This window comes from Lysobacter sp. SCRH-1R (genome assembly GCF_057747855.1).
Map to the genome: position 1 here is coordinate 4,110,433 of NZ_CM173227.1, position 15,185 is coordinate 4,125,617.

At 69.7% G+C, this 15,185-nt stretch carries 14 protein-coding genes; 7 read left to right on the forward strand and 7 right to left on the reverse strand.

The genetic code is table 11. The features are described 5' to 3' along the window. Positions 1 to 46: 46 nt before the first annotated feature. The 4 genes from AC3ANK_RS18770 to AC3ANK_RS18785 form a co-directional block, all read right to left on the reverse strand. Complete coding sequence (locus tag AC3ANK_RS18770) at positions 47 to 1,462, reverse strand: sigma-54 dependent transcriptional regulator (protein WP_484171729.1); 1,416 nt, start codon at positions 1,460 to 1,462, stop codon at positions 47 to 49. Between the two features lie 254 nt (positions 1,463 to 1,716). Continuing rightward, positions 1,717 to 2,745, reverse strand: a complete 1,029-nt coding sequence (locus AC3ANK_RS18775) for a class 1 fructose-bisphosphatase (protein WP_206861918.1) — start codon at positions 2,743 to 2,745, stop codon at positions 1,717 to 1,719. 44 nt (positions 2,746 to 2,789) lie between these two features. Then, positions 2,790 to 3,821, reverse strand: coding sequence for an MBL fold metallo-hydrolase (locus tag AC3ANK_RS18780; protein WP_484172903.1), 1,032 nt, complete (start codon positions 3,819 to 3,821; stop codon positions 2,790 to 2,792). Positions 3,822 to 3,858: 37 nt separating this feature from the next. Next, entirely contained in the window at positions 3,859 to 4,329 is a 471-nt protein-coding gene (locus tag AC3ANK_RS18785) for an N-acetyltransferase family protein (protein WP_484171730.1), read from the reverse strand. 142 nt (positions 4,330 to 4,471) lie between these two features. On the opposite strand from AC3ANK_RS18785, the gene AC3ANK_RS18790 reads away from it, so the two are divergent. From AC3ANK_RS18790 to AC3ANK_RS18805, 4 genes are all read left to right on the forward strand, one after another. Continuing rightward, positions 4,472 to 5,140 (forward strand): response regulator transcription factor, encoded by a 669-nt coding sequence (locus AC3ANK_RS18790; RefSeq protein ID WP_206861916.1) that lies wholly within the window; start codon positions 4,472 to 4,474, stop codon positions 5,138 to 5,140. Next, on the forward strand, positions 5,137 to 6,501 hold the full coding sequence (locus AC3ANK_RS18795) for a sensor histidine kinase (RefSeq protein ID WP_206861915.1): 1,365 nt from the start codon (positions 5,137 to 5,139) through the stop codon (positions 6,499 to 6,501). The genes AC3ANK_RS18790 and AC3ANK_RS18795 overlap by 4 nt, the downstream gene beginning before the upstream one ends. A gap of 87 nt (positions 6,502 to 6,588) precedes the next feature. Further along, positions 6,589 to 8,010, forward strand: a complete 1,422-nt coding sequence (locus AC3ANK_RS18800; protein ID WP_484171731.1) for an NIPSNAP family protein — start codon at positions 6,589 to 6,591, stop codon at positions 8,008 to 8,010. A 76-nt stretch (positions 8,011 to 8,086) separates the two neighbouring features. Then, the gene (locus AC3ANK_RS18805) at positions 8,087 to 8,764 is read left to right on the forward strand and encodes a helix-turn-helix transcriptional regulator (RefSeq protein ID WP_206861913.1); all 678 of its coding nucleotides are present in this window, start codon (positions 8,087 to 8,089) and stop codon (positions 8,762 to 8,764) included. Positions 8,765 to 8,877: 113 nt separating this feature from the next. On the opposite strand, the gene scpC is transcribed toward AC3ANK_RS18805, so the two are convergent. After that, a complete protein-coding gene (gene scpC, locus AC3ANK_RS18810; RefSeq protein ID WP_484171732.1) occupies positions 8,878 to 10,389 on the reverse strand; it encodes a succinyl-CoA:acetate CoA-transferase ScpC in 1,512 nt (503 codons plus the stop codon). A 145-nt stretch (positions 10,390 to 10,534) separates the two neighbouring features. On the opposite strand from scpC, the gene crcB reads away from it, so the two are divergent. After that, positions 10,535 to 10,915 (forward strand): fluoride efflux transporter CrcB, encoded by a 381-nt coding sequence (gene crcB / locus AC3ANK_RS18815; protein ID WP_484171733.1) that lies wholly within the window; start codon positions 10,535 to 10,537, stop codon positions 10,913 to 10,915. Between the two features lie 81 nt (positions 10,916 to 10,996). Here the strand turns inward: crcB and AC3ANK_RS18820 are convergent, their stop codons facing one another. After that, on the reverse strand, positions 10,997 to 11,629 hold the full coding sequence (locus AC3ANK_RS18820; protein WP_206861910.1) for a response regulator: 633 nt from the start codon (positions 11,627 to 11,629) through the stop codon (positions 10,997 to 10,999). Then, positions 11,626 to 12,729 (reverse strand): sensor histidine kinase, encoded by a 1,104-nt coding sequence (locus tag AC3ANK_RS18825; RefSeq protein ID WP_206861909.1) that lies wholly within the window; start codon positions 12,727 to 12,729, stop codon positions 11,626 to 11,628. Before AC3ANK_RS18825 ends, AC3ANK_RS18820 begins: the two co-directional genes overlap by 4 nt. A gap of 155 nt (positions 12,730 to 12,884) precedes the next feature. Here AC3ANK_RS18825 and AC3ANK_RS18830 point away from each other — a divergent pair, with 155 nt between their 5' ends. Together AC3ANK_RS18830 and AC3ANK_RS18835 are read left to right on the forward strand one after the other, a co-directional pair. Then, positions 12,885 to 13,598, forward strand: coding sequence for a hypothetical protein (locus AC3ANK_RS18830; protein ID WP_484171734.1), 714 nt, complete (start codon positions 12,885 to 12,887; stop codon positions 13,596 to 13,598). Between the two features lie 132 nt (positions 13,599 to 13,730). Continuing rightward, the gene (locus tag AC3ANK_RS18835; RefSeq protein ID WP_484171735.1) at positions 13,731 to 15,146 is read left to right on the forward strand and encodes an FAD/NAD(P)-binding protein; all 1,416 of its coding nucleotides are present in this window, start codon (positions 13,731 to 13,733) and stop codon (positions 15,144 to 15,146) included. The last annotated feature ends 39 nt before the right edge of the window (positions 15,147 to 15,185 follow it).

Here is a 15,185-nt window from a genome sequence, read left to right on the forward strand (position 1 = left end):
CCGCATCCTCGCACGGCGCGCGCGCGATGCAAACGCGGAACGCAGCTCAGACGATATGCAGCGTGCTCGGCGAATCGGGTTCGTGCGCGCGCAGGCCGTGGCGCTGCATCAGGCGGTACAGCGTCACCCGCGAAACGCCCAACTCGCGCGCGACATCCACCAGCCGGCCGCGATTGCGATGCAGCGAACGTTCGATCGCCGCACGCGTCGCCGCATCGCGCACTTCGTCGAGCGTCGGCGGCGGCGTGGTCAACGAGCCTTCGATGTGCAGGTCGGCCGCCGTGATCAGCCGGCCTTCCGCCATCACCACCGCCTGCCGCACGCGGTTGATGAGCTCGCGCACGTTGCCGGGCCAGGTGTGGCTGTGCAACGCCTGCCGCGCGCACGGCGCGAAGCCCTTGAGCGTGCGATGGCCTTCCTGCGAATAGCGCTGCAAGGCGTACTCGGCGATGCGGTCGATGTCGCTGCCGCGTTCGCGCAGCGGCGGCTGTTGCAGCCGCAGCACGCAAAGGCGGTGGTACAGATCGGCGCGGAAGCGGCCTTCGGCGACCGCACGATCCAGATCGTGATGCGTTGCCGAGATGATGCGCACGTCCACCGGGATCTGCTCGTGCCCGCCGAGCCGCTCGATGCTGCCCTGCTGCAGGAAGCGCAGCAATGAGGCCTGGCTTTCCAGCGGCAGGTCGCCGATCTCGTCGAGGAACAGCGTGCCGCTGTTGGCCATCTCGATGCGGCCGAGCTTGCGCTGCTGCGCGCCGGTGAACGCACCGCGCTCGTAACCGAACAGTTCCGACTGGATCAGGCTATGCGGAATCGCGCCGCAATTGATCGCCACGAACGGATGCGCGTGACGGCGCGAGTGCCGATGCACCGCCATCGCGGCCAGTTCCTTGCCCGTGCCGGTTTCGCCGGCGATGAACACCGGCGCTTCGGTCAACGCGGCCTTGCGCAGCGTGCGGCACAGCGTGCGCATCGCGGGACTCTCGCCGATCATGCCGTCGAAGCCGGCCTCGCTCGTCGCATCGCCGCGTTCGCACGCGAGCATCGCCATGCCGTGCGCGTGGCCGATGACCGTGTTCAGCACGGTTTCCGGACAGGGCAGCGTGAGGTAGTCGTAGCAGTAGTCGCGGATCAGGTCGCGCACCGGCGATTCGTCGAGCTGCCGCGCGTCGATGCCCGCGACCCAGCCGACGTTGCCTGCCGACAACGCCGAGCCGAACTCGGCCAGGTCCTGCTGGGTGAAGCCTTCGCGCAGATCGAGCAGCGCCGCGTGCGGTTTTCGCGTATCGCCGTTGAGGATGCGCAGTACGCTGCGCGCATCCGGCGCGCGGCGCAGGTTCCAGCCGAGCTGCTGCAGCCCGCCGAGCGCCAGCACGCGTCCTGCCCCGCCCCTCGTCACGTAGATCAGTTCACGGGCGCCGTTCTGCGCCGCTTCGGATTCCTGCATTCCGTCCATCGACATGTCATTCCTGACGCAGTCCGGGGCAGCCGATGCTGCCACTGCGCGAAGTTACGCAGTGTATTCAACGGACCGTTCGACGATGAGCGGTCAGAAACGACGCGTCGCTCGTGCAGGCATCGCATCGGCACGCGACATGAAACGCGCCAATGGGATTCACGTTCGTGAGGGGCGGGCACCCGGAAGGAACGAGTGGAGCGGAACGGGAAACCAGTTGGCGCATCGCTCCCTCGTTTCCCGTTCCCGTCCCCCGGTTCCTAGCCTTCGAGGTGGTAACGCACCGCGGTTTCCACTTCGATCTTCGAGCCGAGGAACACCGGCACGCGCTGATGCAGTCCGGTCGGCTGCACTTCGAGCATGCGCTGGCGACCGGTGCTCGCCGCGCCGCCGGCCTGTTCGACCAGCAACGCCATCGGGTTGGCCTCGTACATCAGCCGCAGCTTGCCGCCCTTCGCGGCGCACTTGCTGTCGAGCGGATAGCTGAAGATACCGCCACGCGTGAGGATGCGATGCACGTCGGCGACCATCGAGGCCACCCAGCGCATGTTGAAATCCTTGCCGCGCGGGCCTTCCCTGCCGGCCAGCAGGTCGCCGACGTAACGCTGCATCGGCGCTTCCCAGAAACGCTGGTTCGACATGTTCACCGCGAATTCCCTGGTCTCCTCCGGAATGCGCATGCCGCGCGTGGTCAGCACGAAGCTGCCGATCTCGCGATCCAGCGTGAACGCATGCGTGCCGTTGCCGACAGTGAGCACGAGCATCGTGCTCGGCCCGTACGTGCAGTAACCGGCGGCGACCTGCGCGGTGCCGGGCTGGAGGAAGTCCTCGTCCTTCGCTTGCGTCACGCCATCGGGTGCGCGCAGCACGGAGAAGATCGTGCCGACCGAGATGTTCACGTCGATGTTCGAACTGCCGTCGAGGGGATCGAACAGCAGCAGGTAGTTGCCGCGCGGATACACGTCCGGGATCGGCTGGGAGGTATCCATCTCCTCCGACGCGAGACCGGCGAGATGGCCGCCCCATGCGTTCGCTTCGAGCAGGATCTCGTTCGACAGCACGTCGAGCTTTTTCTGCGCTTCGCCCTGCACGTTGATCGACGCCTCGCCGGCCGTGCCCGCATCGCCGAGCACGCCGCCGAGCGCGCCCTTGCCGACCGCGATCGAGATCGTCTTGCACGCGCGCGCCACCACTTCGATCAGCAGGCGCAGGTCGGCGTTGATGCGGCCTGCGCGCTGTTCCTCGATCAGGTAGCGGGTGAGGGAAATCGACTGCGGGTGGTTCGTCATGGGCGGCGCCGTGTTGGAAAACGGGCCGCCATTGTCGCCGATGACTACGGCGAGGGCAGCCACCATGCGCGTTCGGGCGCGGGCCCGCGCAGGTCCAGCGCTTCGCCGAAACCCGGCATTGTTAGCGCTACACCACGTTCACGCGCGATCCGCGACACGCGTGTAAACGGTTCCTGCCAGCCGTGCAGCGCGAGGTCGAAGGTGCCGTTGTGCACCGGCATCAGCCAGCGCCCGCGCAGGTCCTGGTGCGCCTGCACCGTTTCCTCGGGCTGCATGTGCACGCCGCTCCACATCGCGTCGTAGGCGCCGCATTCGACCATGGTCAGGTCGAACGGCCCGAAGCGCTCGCCGATGTCGCGGAAGCCGTCGAAATACCCGCTGTCGCCGCTGAAGAAGATGCGCAGCCCGTCGGCCTCGATCACCCACGACGCCCACAGCGTCGGGTTCTTCGAGAACAACCCGCGCCCGGAGAAATGCTGCGCCGGCGTGGCGACCAGGCGCACGCCGCCGACGCGGGTCTCCTGCCACCAGTCCAGCTGCCGCACCTTCGCCGCCTCCACGCCCCATTCGACCAGCAGGTCGCCCACGCCCAGCGGCGCGACGAAATGGCGCGTCTTCGCGGCGAGCGCGAGCACCGCCGCGCGGTCGAGGTGATCGTAATGATCGTGCGAGAGGATCACGCCTTCGATCGGCGGCAGCTGCTCCAGCGGGATTGGCGGCGCATGGAAGCGCTTCGGTCCGGCCCATTGCACGGGCGAGGCGCGTTCGGAGAACACCGGATCGGTCAGCCAGAAACCGCCGTCGAGCTTGATCAGCATCGTCGAATGCCCCAGCCGGAACAGCGTTCCGTCCGGCGCGGCCAGCAGCTGCGCGCGCGTGAGCGGCGTGACCTGCGGCGGGGCGTCGGGACGCGCATCGTCGGGCTTGTCGAACATGAAGCGCCACAGCATGCGCGGCATCTGCGCGAGCCCCGCCTGTTTCGGCGCGACCGGATTGTGGAAACCGCCATCGCGGAACTGCGGCGAATCGGCGTAGGGCGAGGTGGTGGAACAGCCGGTGAGGGAAACGGTGGTCATCAGCAGGAAGCCCAGAAGGTGGCGCGTCATGGCGCGGTCAGGCCAGCGGCAGCACGTGGCGCGGGCCGTCGCACTGCGCGCCCGGAACATCGAAACGCGCGCCGCCATGGCGAGGGCCGAGCCATTGCAGCTGCGCGCAGCCGAGGCGACGGGCCATCGCGCGCACTTCGTCGAACAGCGCCGCTTCGGCGTCGTCGACCCATTCATCGCGCGCGTGCAGCGTATCCAGCTGCAGGCAGTAGCCGCGCGCCCGCAGCGAGAAGCCGACCGTCGCCACCGCGTGGCCGACGGCCTCGCCGTCCACGCAGGCGAGCCACGCCCACGCACGCACGGGCGCCTCGAACAGCGCCTCGTGGAATTCGAGCAGGTCGGTCCAGGCGTGGTCGCTGCCGTCGGCCTCGCGGGCGAGGCGCAGCAGCGTGGCCGCGTCCTCGGGCCGGACCGGGCGCACGGTCACGGACGAAACGGCCGGCACGGGCATGCGGAACATCAGGGACGTGGCAGTCATGGGGGTCACCGGGGGAGGAGCCGCTACGATGCGGAGCACGGCACGTGGGATGCAGAGCCTGAGCGCGCGCCTTTAAGAAGTTTTTAAACCGGCGCCGCGACACTGGCCGCCGCAACGAAACCGCAACACGACGGAATTCCCGATGAACCTGCTGCTGGTGGAAGACGACACGATGCTGGCCGAGGCGCTGTGCGCCGGCCTGCGCGCGCACGGCTTCCGCGTGGACACCGCCGGCGACGCCGCGCTCGCGCGCACCGCGCTGGTCGAACACGATTTCGATGCGGTGCTGCTCGACCTCGGCCTTCCCGGCAGTTCCGGCCTGAGCGTGCTGTCGTACCTGCGCGGCCGGTACGACGCCACGCCCGTGATCATCCTCACCGCGCGCGACAAGCTCAGCGACCGCATCGCCGGGCTCGATGCCGGTGCCGACGACTACATCGTCAAGCCCTTCCAGCCAGACGAACTCTTCGCGCGCCTGCGCGCGGTGATGCGCCGCACGCAGGGCCGCGTGTCGCCGGTATTGAGCTGGCACAACATCGTGCTCGATCCCGCGCGCCGCGAAGTCACCCGCGACGGCACGCCGGTGTCGCTCAGCGCGCACGAGTTCCGCACGCTGCTGCTGCTGATGGAACGCCAGGGCCGCGTGGTCACGCGCGAACAGCTGGAAGAGGCGGTGTACGGAAGTTCCGGCACCATCGAAAGCAACACCATCGCCGTGTACGTACACCAGCTGCGCCGCAAGCTCGGCGAGCAGCTGATCGTCACCGTGCATGGGCAGGGGTATCGCATCAACGGTGGAGCGCCGGCATGAGGACGCGTTCGCTGCGCTGGCGGCTCACCTGGGTGTCGGTGAAATGCGTGCTGGTCGCGTGGCTGGTGTGGCTCGGCTGCCAGGCGTGGCAGCTCTCGCGCGCGCACTATGGCTTTTGGGACGAGTCGCAGCGCGAGGTCGCCGCGCAGATCCTCGAATCCATGCCCGACGGCCTGCAAAGCCTGCCTGCGCGCGAACGTCCCGCGGTGCCGGCCGGCCATCGCGATCACAAGATGAGCTGGCAGGTGTGGGCCAGCGGTCGCAACGTCGTGTACTCCGTCGCCGCGCCGGACGAACCGCTCAAGCCCGATTTCCGCGACGGCTTCGCACGCCGCAGGATCGCCGGCCAGGTCTGGCACGTGTACAGCCTGTCCGATCCACGGCGCGGCCTGATCGTGCAGGTCGGCCGTTCGAAGGAAATGATCGCCAACGAGATCGCGCGCTGGGTCGGCCTGAGCCTGCTCGCCGCGGGGCTGATCTTCGTGCTGTTCGTGCTGACGGTGTGGGTGGTGATCGGCCGTTCGCTGCGGCCCGTCGCGGCACTGCGCGACACGCTGCGCGCGCGGTTGCCGCTGGACCTCACGCCGTTGCAGGCGCCGGGACTTCCCACCGAATTCAGCCCGCTGGTCGATGCCTTCAACGACCAGCTCACGCGCGTGGACCAGGCGGTGCAGAACGAACGCCGCTTCATCGCCGATGCCGCGCACGAGCTGCGCACGCCGCTGGCGGTGCTCAGCGCGCATGCCGACCTCGCGCGCCGCGCCGCGACCGAAGAGGAACGCGACACCGCGCTGCGCCGTCTCAGCGCCGGCGTGGCGCGCGCGTCGCGTCTGTCGGAGCAGCTGCTCGATCTCGCCCGCCTCGACGCCGAAACCGCCGCGCCCGCGCTGGTACCGCTGGACCTGGCGCCGCTGCTGGTGCTGGTCGTGCGCGATTTCGAACAGCTCGCGCGCGAACGCCAGCAGCGCATCGGCCTGCAGACGGAGGACGGCCGCATCCTGGGCGACGTCGACCAGCTCGGCATCCTCATCCGCAACCTCGTCGACAATGCCGTGCGCTATGCCGGCGAAGGCGGTCGCATCGAGGTGATGTGCCGGCGCGACGTGCGCGACGGCGTCGGCGGCGTCGCGCTGTGCGTGGCCGACGACGGTCCGGGTGTCGCGAAGGAAGAGCGCGAGCGCATCTTCCACCGCTTCTACCGCGCCAATGGCGGCGCGAACGGCCTGCACCGCAGCAGCGGAAGCGGCATCGGCCTGTCGCTGGTGGCACGCATCGCGCGCACGCACCATGCGCGCATCCACGTCGAGGATGGGCTCGACGGTCGTGGCCTCGCCATCACGGTGTTCTTCCCGGCCGCCTGAGCAGCACGCGGCTGCTGACAGGACCCTGTCAGCAGCGCCCGGCGATCCTGCCGGCGTGCGATCGGCACGCCTGGACGGAGCAACGCCATGGGTTCCACCTTAGACGCCGTCCTGGGGCATCCAGTCCTGGAGCCGGCCTGGCGCCGGCAGCGGCGGCTGTTCCTGCAACTGGCCGCGATCGCGCAGACCGCGTGGCTCGCACCGATGCGCGCGGCTGCACGCGCGCCCGGCATCGAGCAGAGCGCGAACCCGATGGACACCCCGCCCCGCAACGACGGCCGGCACGATTTCGATTTCCTGCACGGGCGCTGGCGCATCCGCAACGAGCGGCTGAAACAGCGCCTAGCGGGCGCCACCGACTGGGAGATCTTCGACGCGACGCAGGTCTGCCAGCCGTTGCTCGGCGGCATGGGCAACGTCGACGATTTCGTCAGCGAATGGACGCGCCCCGGCACGGACGAGCGCTTCCTCGGCATGACCCTGCGCCTGTTTAGCCCGGAATCGCGGCAATGGTCGATCTATTGGGCCGGCAACCACGACGGCGTGCTCGATCCGCCGATGACGGGCGCCTTCGCCGACGAAGCCGACGGCACGCGTGCCGGCACCTTCTTCGGCACCGACGAACACGAAGGCCGACCGGTGCGCGTGCGCTTCCGCTGGAGCCAGGCCAGCGCCAACACCGCGCACTGGCAGCAGGCGTTCTCCATCGACGATGGCGTCACCTGGGAAACGAACTGGCACATGTGGCTCCGCCGCACGGGCGACGACGGCCGTCTGCTGCACGAGGACAACGTCATCGAACTGCGCCAGTACACCATGCAGCCCGCGCGCCGCGACGAACTCATCGACCTGTTCGAGCGCGAGTTCATCGAGCCGCAGGAAGCGGTGGGCATGCACGTCATCGGGCAGTTCCGCGATCTCGACGCGCCCGACCGTTTCGTGTGGCTGCGCGGCTTCGCCGACATGCCGGTGCGTGCCGAAGCGCTGGACGGCTTCTATTCGGGCCCGACCTGGAAACGCCATCGCCAGGCGGCGAACGCGACGATGGCCGACAGCGACGACGTACTGTTGCTGCGTCCTGCCCGCGTGGACTCGGGATTCGCGCAGCCATCGAAAGCACGCCCCGCATCGAACGAAGCGACGACAAATGCCGGACTGATCGAAGCAGGAATCTGCCTGCTCGATCCGCCGGCGCACGAAGGCTTCCTTGAGCGCTTCGAACGCGAGCTGGCGCCGCGCCTGCGCGCGGCCGGCGCCGAGCTGATCGGCGTATACGTCACGCACGGCAGCGCGAACACCTACCCGCGACTGCCGGTGCGCGAAGGCGAACAGGTGCTGGTGTGGTTCGCGCGCTTCGACGACATCGACGCGCACCATGGCTACGAAACCGCGTTGCTCGCCGATGCCGCCTGGCGCGAGGCCGTCGCGCGGTCGCTGCTCCAAGGACTGAAGCAGCCGCCGCAACGGTTGCGCCTGTCGCCCACGCCGCGATCGGAGCTGCGTGCGTGACCGGCATCGCGCCATACGCCGGCGTGCAGCCGGAACGGCACGTTGAGCACGACGCGGCGGCGCGCGATCATGGCGCATGCGCCGCGCCGACCGCCTCTTCCTGCTGATCCATGCCCTGCGTGGACGCCGTTCCGCCCTCACCGCGCAACGACTGGCGCAGGAGCTCGGCGTCTCGCTGCGCACGGTGTACCGCGACGTCGCCGACCTGCAACGTTCGGGCGTTCCGATCGAGGGCGAGGCGGGCGTGGGTTACGTGCTGCGCAAGGGTTCGGACATCCCGCCGCTGATGTTCACGCCCGACGAGCTCGAAGCACTGGTGGTCGGCACGCGGTTCGTGCGTGCCTTCGGCGGCAACCGGCTCGGACGCGAGGCCGCGGCGGCGCTGCTGAAGATAGAAGCGGTGCTGCCGCCGGAACTGCGCGAACGCAGCGAACGCACGCGCATCTTCGCGCCGGAAGTGGACCGCCTGGAAAACAGCGGCCTGATCGACGACCTGCATGCCGCCGTGACCGGTTCGCTGGTGCTGCGCATGAATTATCGCGACAACGACGCGCGCGCGACCGAGCGCGAGATCGAACCGCTGTGCCTGGCCTTCTGGGGCGGCAGCTGGACGCTCGGCGCGTGGTGCCGCTTGCGCGGCGATTTCCGCAACTTCCGGCCGGACCGGATCGTTGAGTTCTGGCCGACGGGGGAGACGTTCGCGGAGACGCGCGAGCGCGGATTGGCGGCGTATATGAAGGCGGTGCAGGGGTAGGGGTTGTTGTAGCCCGGGTAAGCGGAGCGCACCCGGGGCCGAACGTGGCGGATCCCCGGGTGCGCTCCGCTTACCCGGGCTACAAAGGCATCGCTTGCCGTGCGCCTGGAGAACTACGGCCGCATCGACGCCGACTCCAGGAATCGCTGGTGCCACGACAGCGCCTCGCCCAGCAGGTGCGGCGTGTGCTTTCCGAAGCTCTCGCGGCACGCACGGTCGAAGTAGTCCTGCAGCAGCGGACGATAGTCCGGATGCGCGCACCGCTCGATCACCCGCTGCGCGCGCTGCTTCGGCGAAAGGCCGCGCAGGTCGGCCAGGCCCTGCTCGGTGACGATCACCATGACGTCGTGCTCGGTGTGATCGACGTGGCTGGCCATCGGCACGATCGACGAAATCGCGCCGTTCTTCGCCGTGCTCGGCGACATGAACACCGACAGGTACGCATTGCGCGCGAAATCGCCGCTGCCGCCGATGCCGTTCATGATCTTCGTGCCGGCGACGTGGGTGGAATTGACGTTGCCGTACAGGTCCACCTCGATCATGCCGTTCATCGCGATGCAGCCCAGGCGGCGCACGAGTTCGGGGTGGTTGGAGATCTCCTGCGTGCGCAGCACGATGCGCTCGCGGTAGTAATCGACGTGGTCGAGGAATTCGTCGATCGCTGCCGGACTCAGCGAGAACGACGTCGCCGACGCCATGCGCAGCACGCCGCGCTTGAGCAGGTCGAGCATGCCGTCCTGGATCACCTCGGTGAAGGCGGTCAGGTCGCGGTAGCCCGCTTCGCCCAGCCCCGCGAGCACCGCGTTGGTGATGTTGCCCACGCCCGACTGCAACGGCAGCAGCTGCGGTTGCAGCCGGCCGCGGCGGACTTCGTGCGCGAGGAAGTCGAGCAGGTGCGTGGCGATCTGCCGCGAGGTCGCATCCGGCGGGGTGAACGGCGAATTGCGGTCGGGCGCGTCGGTGTCGACGATCGCGATGATCTTCGCCGGATCGCAGCGCAGCCACGGCTCGCCGATGCGGTCGTCCGGATGCAGCAGCGGAATCGGCTTGCGGTTCGGCGGCAGCGCGGTGCCGTAGTACACGTCGTGCATGCCTTCCAGCGCCGCTGGCTGCCAGCGGTTCACTTCGAGGATCACGCGGTCCGCCTGCTCCAGCCACGTCTTGTTGTTGCCGAGCGAGGAGGACGGCACGAGGTGGCCGTCTTCGGTGATGCCGCTGACCTCGATCACCGCGACATCGACCGCCCCGAAGAAGCCGAACCACGTGTGCTGCGCGACGTGGCTCAGGTGCATGTCGATGTAGTGCAGGTCGCCGGCGTTGATGCGCTCGCGCAGGTGCGGGTCGGACTGGTACGGCAGGCGCAGTTCGATGCCCTGCGCGCGGGCGAGCACGCCGTCCAGTTCGGGCGCGGTGGAGGCGCCGGTCATCACTTTCACGCGGAAATCCTCGCCGCGCGCGTGCGCCTGTTCCATGCGTGCCGCCAGCGCCTGCGGCACCGCCTTGGGGTAGCCGGCGCCGGTGAAGCCGCTCATCGCGACGGTCGTTCCAGGCTGGATCAGGGCGGCGGCGTGCTCGGCGGACGTGCGCTTCTCGCGCAGGCCGGCGTGGCGGATGCGGTCGTTCATGGGGGCGATGCGGGGCGGGGGAACCGGCAGTCTAGACCCGCGCGCAACGCCGGGCTTTTCGCGACGATGCGGCTTGTTTGCCGCGGCTGGCCGGCCGGTGCGCGCGCCTTTAACCTGCGCGTCGGAACCCGCCGGAGACGCCCGCATGCCCCTTGCCCTGTTCGCGATCGCCATCGGCGCCATCCTCGGTGCGTGGGCGCGCTGGGGCCTGAGCGTCTGGCTGAATCCGACCCACCACGCGGTGCCGCTGGGCACGCTGGCGGCGAACCTGGTCGGCGGCTACCTGATCGGCCTCGCGGTGGCCGGCTTCGCCAACGCGCCGCAGCTGGCGGCGGAATGGCGGCTGTTCGTGATCACCGGGCTGCTCGGCGGGCTGACCACGTTCTCGACCTTCTCGGCCGAAACCGTCGACCTGCTGCAGCGGCAGGCCTACGGCTGGGCCTTCGGCACGATCGCGCTGCACCTGCTCGGTTCGCTGGCGATGACCGGGCTGGGGCTTTGGACGGTGAAGATGGTGGTGCGCTGATCTTGCCGTTGTAGACCGGGTAAGGCCGAAGGCCGCACCCGGGTGAGGCACGCATGGCCCCGGGCTTCAAACGCAGGGACGTCAGATCACCCGCAACGTGATCGCCTTCAACACCGCACGCGTGCGATCGCGCGTGCCGAGCTTCTCCAGGATCACCGACACGTAGTTCTTCACCGTTCCCTCGGCGAGGAACATCGCGCGCGCGATCTCCTTGTTGGAATACCCGCCGGCCAGCAGCCGCAGGATCGCGACCTCGCGCGCGGTGAACGTCTCGCGCGGCGCTTCCTGCTGGTGGAACTGGTAACGCGCGCGCACCGGGTCGGTGCTCACCGGCTGCAGCAGTGTTTCGCCGGCGGCCACGCGCGCGATCGCCTCGCGCAGGTCTTCCGGCGCGGCGTCCTTGAGCAGGAATCCCTGCGCGCCGGCCTCGGTCGCCTGCAACAGCAGCTCCGCGTCGTCGAACGTGGTGAGCAGCAGCACCGGCGTCGCATCGCCGCGCGCGCGCAGCTGCCGCAGCGCTTCGATTCCGTCCATGCCGGCCATGCGGATGTCGCTGAGGATCACGTCCACGGGGGTCTGCGCGATGCGGTCGAGCAGCTGCGTGCCATCGTCCGCCTCGAACGCGATGGCGATGCCGTGGCGTTCGAGCAGCGCGCGCAGTCCGGCGCGGACGATGGCCTGGTCGTCGGCCAGGGCGATGCGCAACGCCGTCATGCGGGCAGGCTCGCATCGATGCGCAGCGCGCCGCGTTCGGAACGTCCGAGCGTGAGTTGTCCGCCGGCGGCGACCACGCGTTCGCGCATGCCCGACAGGCCGTTGCCCTCGCGGATCGCGCCGCGCAGGTGGCCGTCGTCCTCGACGCGGATGCGCAGCCGGTCGCCGTCGCGATCGAGCCACACCCGCACGAAGTCCGCATCGGCGTGGCGCGCGCTGTTGGTCAGCGCTTCCTGCACCAGGCGCAGCACCGCTTCGGCCGTGGCCGGGTCGGTCACGCGGACCGAATCGGCGACCTGCAGCCGCAGCGCCGGTCGCGGCAGCGGCGCGGCCAGCGCGCGCAGCGCAGTGCCCAGGTCGAGGCCGCGATCGTCGCGCATCGCCTGCACGATGCCGCGGATGTCGCTGAGCAGTTCGGTCGACAGCTGCTGCGCGATCGCGATTTCCGCCCGCCCCGCGAATACCGGATCGGCCGCGAGCGCACGCAGGTTCAGCGTCATCGCGGTGAGCTTGTGGCCGGCGACGTCGTGCAGTTCGCGCGCCACGCGCAGGCGTTCGTTGTCGCGCGCGCTGTCGGCCAGCAGCGCGCGCGTGGCGAGCAGGTCGGCGTTGACGCGCGCGAGCTGGTCGCGGGCACGTTCGGCGCTCACCGCATACCACGCGCACATCGCGGCGAAGAGCTGGAAACCGGCGTGGATCATCACCACGGTGAGCGGGGCGCGATGGCCGTCGTTGCGCAGCACGAACCAGAAGCCGACGTCGGCCGCGATCACCGCCATCGCCGTGATCCGCAGCGGCGTGTGCGCGGCCATCACCGCGGTCCACACCACCAGCAGCACCGGCGCGACGGACGGGCGCGGGTCCAGCCACACCAGGGTCAGCGCGATGGCCGGCATCAGCGTGAGTTGCACCGGGCGCAGCCAGGTGCGACGCGGCCACAGGTCGCACGCGAGCAACAGGCCCGCGTAGGCGGCGAGCAGCGCGATGGCCCACGGCAGGCGGTCGGGCGGCATCCAGCGAAAGGCCATGCCGACCGCGACCAGCGTGAACAGGCCGGCGAGGTTCAGCGGTTGCAACAGGCGGCGCAGGCGTTCGTCCATGGCGACATGCTGCGACCGCGCCGGCGGGGCGCGCAATGGATCCGGCGACGAAAGTGACTTCCGGCAGGTCGCGGCGATGACCGCGGGCACTGCGGTCGCGCGGCGGCGGCGCGCATCGTGACCACACCGACAACCCTTTCAACCGGGCCGCCGCCATGACCGCCTATCAGATGCTCGTCGCCGTGCACGTAGTCGTGGGCGTCGTCGCCCTCGTGACCTTCTGGACCGCCGGCCTGCTGCGCAAGGGCACGCCCGCGCATCGCAATACCGGGCGCGTGTACCTGTTGGCGATGGCCGGCATCGTGCTCACCGGCGCGCCGATGGCGATCGTCCGCTGGGTCGACGGGCACGGCGTCACCGCCGCGTTCCTCGGATACCTCGTGGTGATCACCAGCACGGGCGTGTGGGTGTCGTGGCGCGCGATCCGCGACAAGGCCTCGGCCGTGCGCTTCACCGGGCCGGTGTACGTCGCCTTCGCGGTGCTGTCGCTGCTGTCGGGCGCGGGCGTGCTCGCGCTGGGAATGAAGGTCGGCGCGCCGCTGCTGATGGGCTTTTCCTCGGTCGGCCTGTTCACCGGCGCGCTCATGCTGCGGCGCCGCGTGCAGCGCGAGCGCCTCGGCGCGAAGCCGCGCTGGTGGATGGTCGAGCACTACACCGCGATGATCGGCAACGGCATCGCCACGCACATCGCCTTCCTCGGCATCGGCCTGCCGCGGCTGCTGCCGTCGGTGGACGGCACGGTGCTGCATTACCTGTCGTGGTTCGGGCCGCTGGCGATGGCGATTGTGGCCAAGCTCGTGCTCGACCGCCGCTGGAAGCCGCGCCCCGCGCATGCGCCTTCCGGCGCGCCCCGCCCGCAGCATGCGTGAAGGCCTCATGCCGATGCGTCATGTCGCGCTGACGAAACGTTGCAGCGAAAACGCCGCCGAATAACCCGCCGTTTACTTCCGCCGCGTGCCGATCGCCTACCAATGGCCGCACGACGACCCGGGAGAGACGACATGCGGATCAGCATCATCGGCGCCGGCTTCAGCGGTTGCGCACTGGCGACGGAACTGGCGCGCGCCGCGCCGGCGGACGTGGACCTGCGGCTGGTCGGCGTGCCGGAAAGCTTCGGTCGCGGCGTCGCCTACGGCGAGGCGCGGCCGGAGCACCTGCTCAACGTGCGCGCACGCGACCTCGGCGCCACCGCCGATCATCCGGGCGAGTTCGCCGACTGGCTCAACCTGACCGAACGCGCGCGCACCACTTTCCTGCCGCGGCTGGTCTACGGCGAATACCTGCACTCGCGCCTGCACGCCGCCGCGCAGCTGTCGCTTGCGAGCTTCAACCGCACCGGCCAGGAGGCCATCGCGATCGACCGCGAAGGCGCCGCGTTCCGCGTGCACCTGGCCGACGGTTCGGATTTCGTCAGCGACCGCGTGGTGCTCACCGTCGGCGCGCTGCCGCCGCAACCGCTGGCGGGCATCGGGCCGCGCCTGGCGGTGCATCCCAGCTACATCGCGTGGCCGTGGCAGAACGAGCTGGACGGCATCGGCGCGATCGACCACATCACGCCGAACCAGCGCGTGCTCATCATCGGCACGGGGCTGACGATGGCGGACGTCGTGGCGACGCTGCATCGCCGCGGCCATCGCGGGCCCATCACCGCGCTGTCGCGGCACGGGTTGCTGCCGCAATCGCACACCGAGGAGCCGTCGCCGCCGATCGCGCTGCCGCCGACGGTGCTGCAGGCGATCAACACGCACGACCTGCGCGAACTGGTGCGCGCGCTGCGTGCGCTGACGCCGATCGTGCCGGACTGGCGAAGCCTGATCGATGCGCTGCGGCCCTACCTGCAGGGATTCTGGCGCGGCCTGCCGGCGCCGCAGCGCGCGAGGTTCCTGCGGCATCTGCGATCGCATTGGGAAGTGCTGCGGCATCGCCTCGCGCCGACGCTCTCGCGCGAACTGGAAGAGATGCGCGTGCGCGGACGTTTGCGCGTGCGCGCCGGAAGGCTGTTGCGCGCGCGCCGCACCGGCGATGCGGTGGAGGTGCTGATCCGCGAGCGCGGGTTCTCGCATGCGAGCCGCGAGGAGTTCGACGTGGTCGTGCGCGCCACCGGCTTCGATACGGATGTCGATCGCACGAGCCATCCGCTGATCGCGCAGCTGCGCGATTCGGGGTTGATCAGGGCGGACCCGCTCGGCCTGGGCGTCGAGGCCTCGCCGCGTTACGAGGCGCTCGACGGCAGCGGCACGCCGGTGCGCGGGCTTTACGTGCTCGGCCCGCTGCTGCGCGCGCAGCTGTGGGAAATCACCGCCGTGCCGGAACTGCGCGTCGCCGCCCGCACGCTCGCGAGACAGCTGCTCAGCGCGCAGGAACGCCAGGCGAGCGTGGGAATCCGGCGTGGGATGGAGGCGCTGGCGCGACCTTGATCAGAACCGGTGCGCGCCTTCGCAACCCGGGTAAGCGCA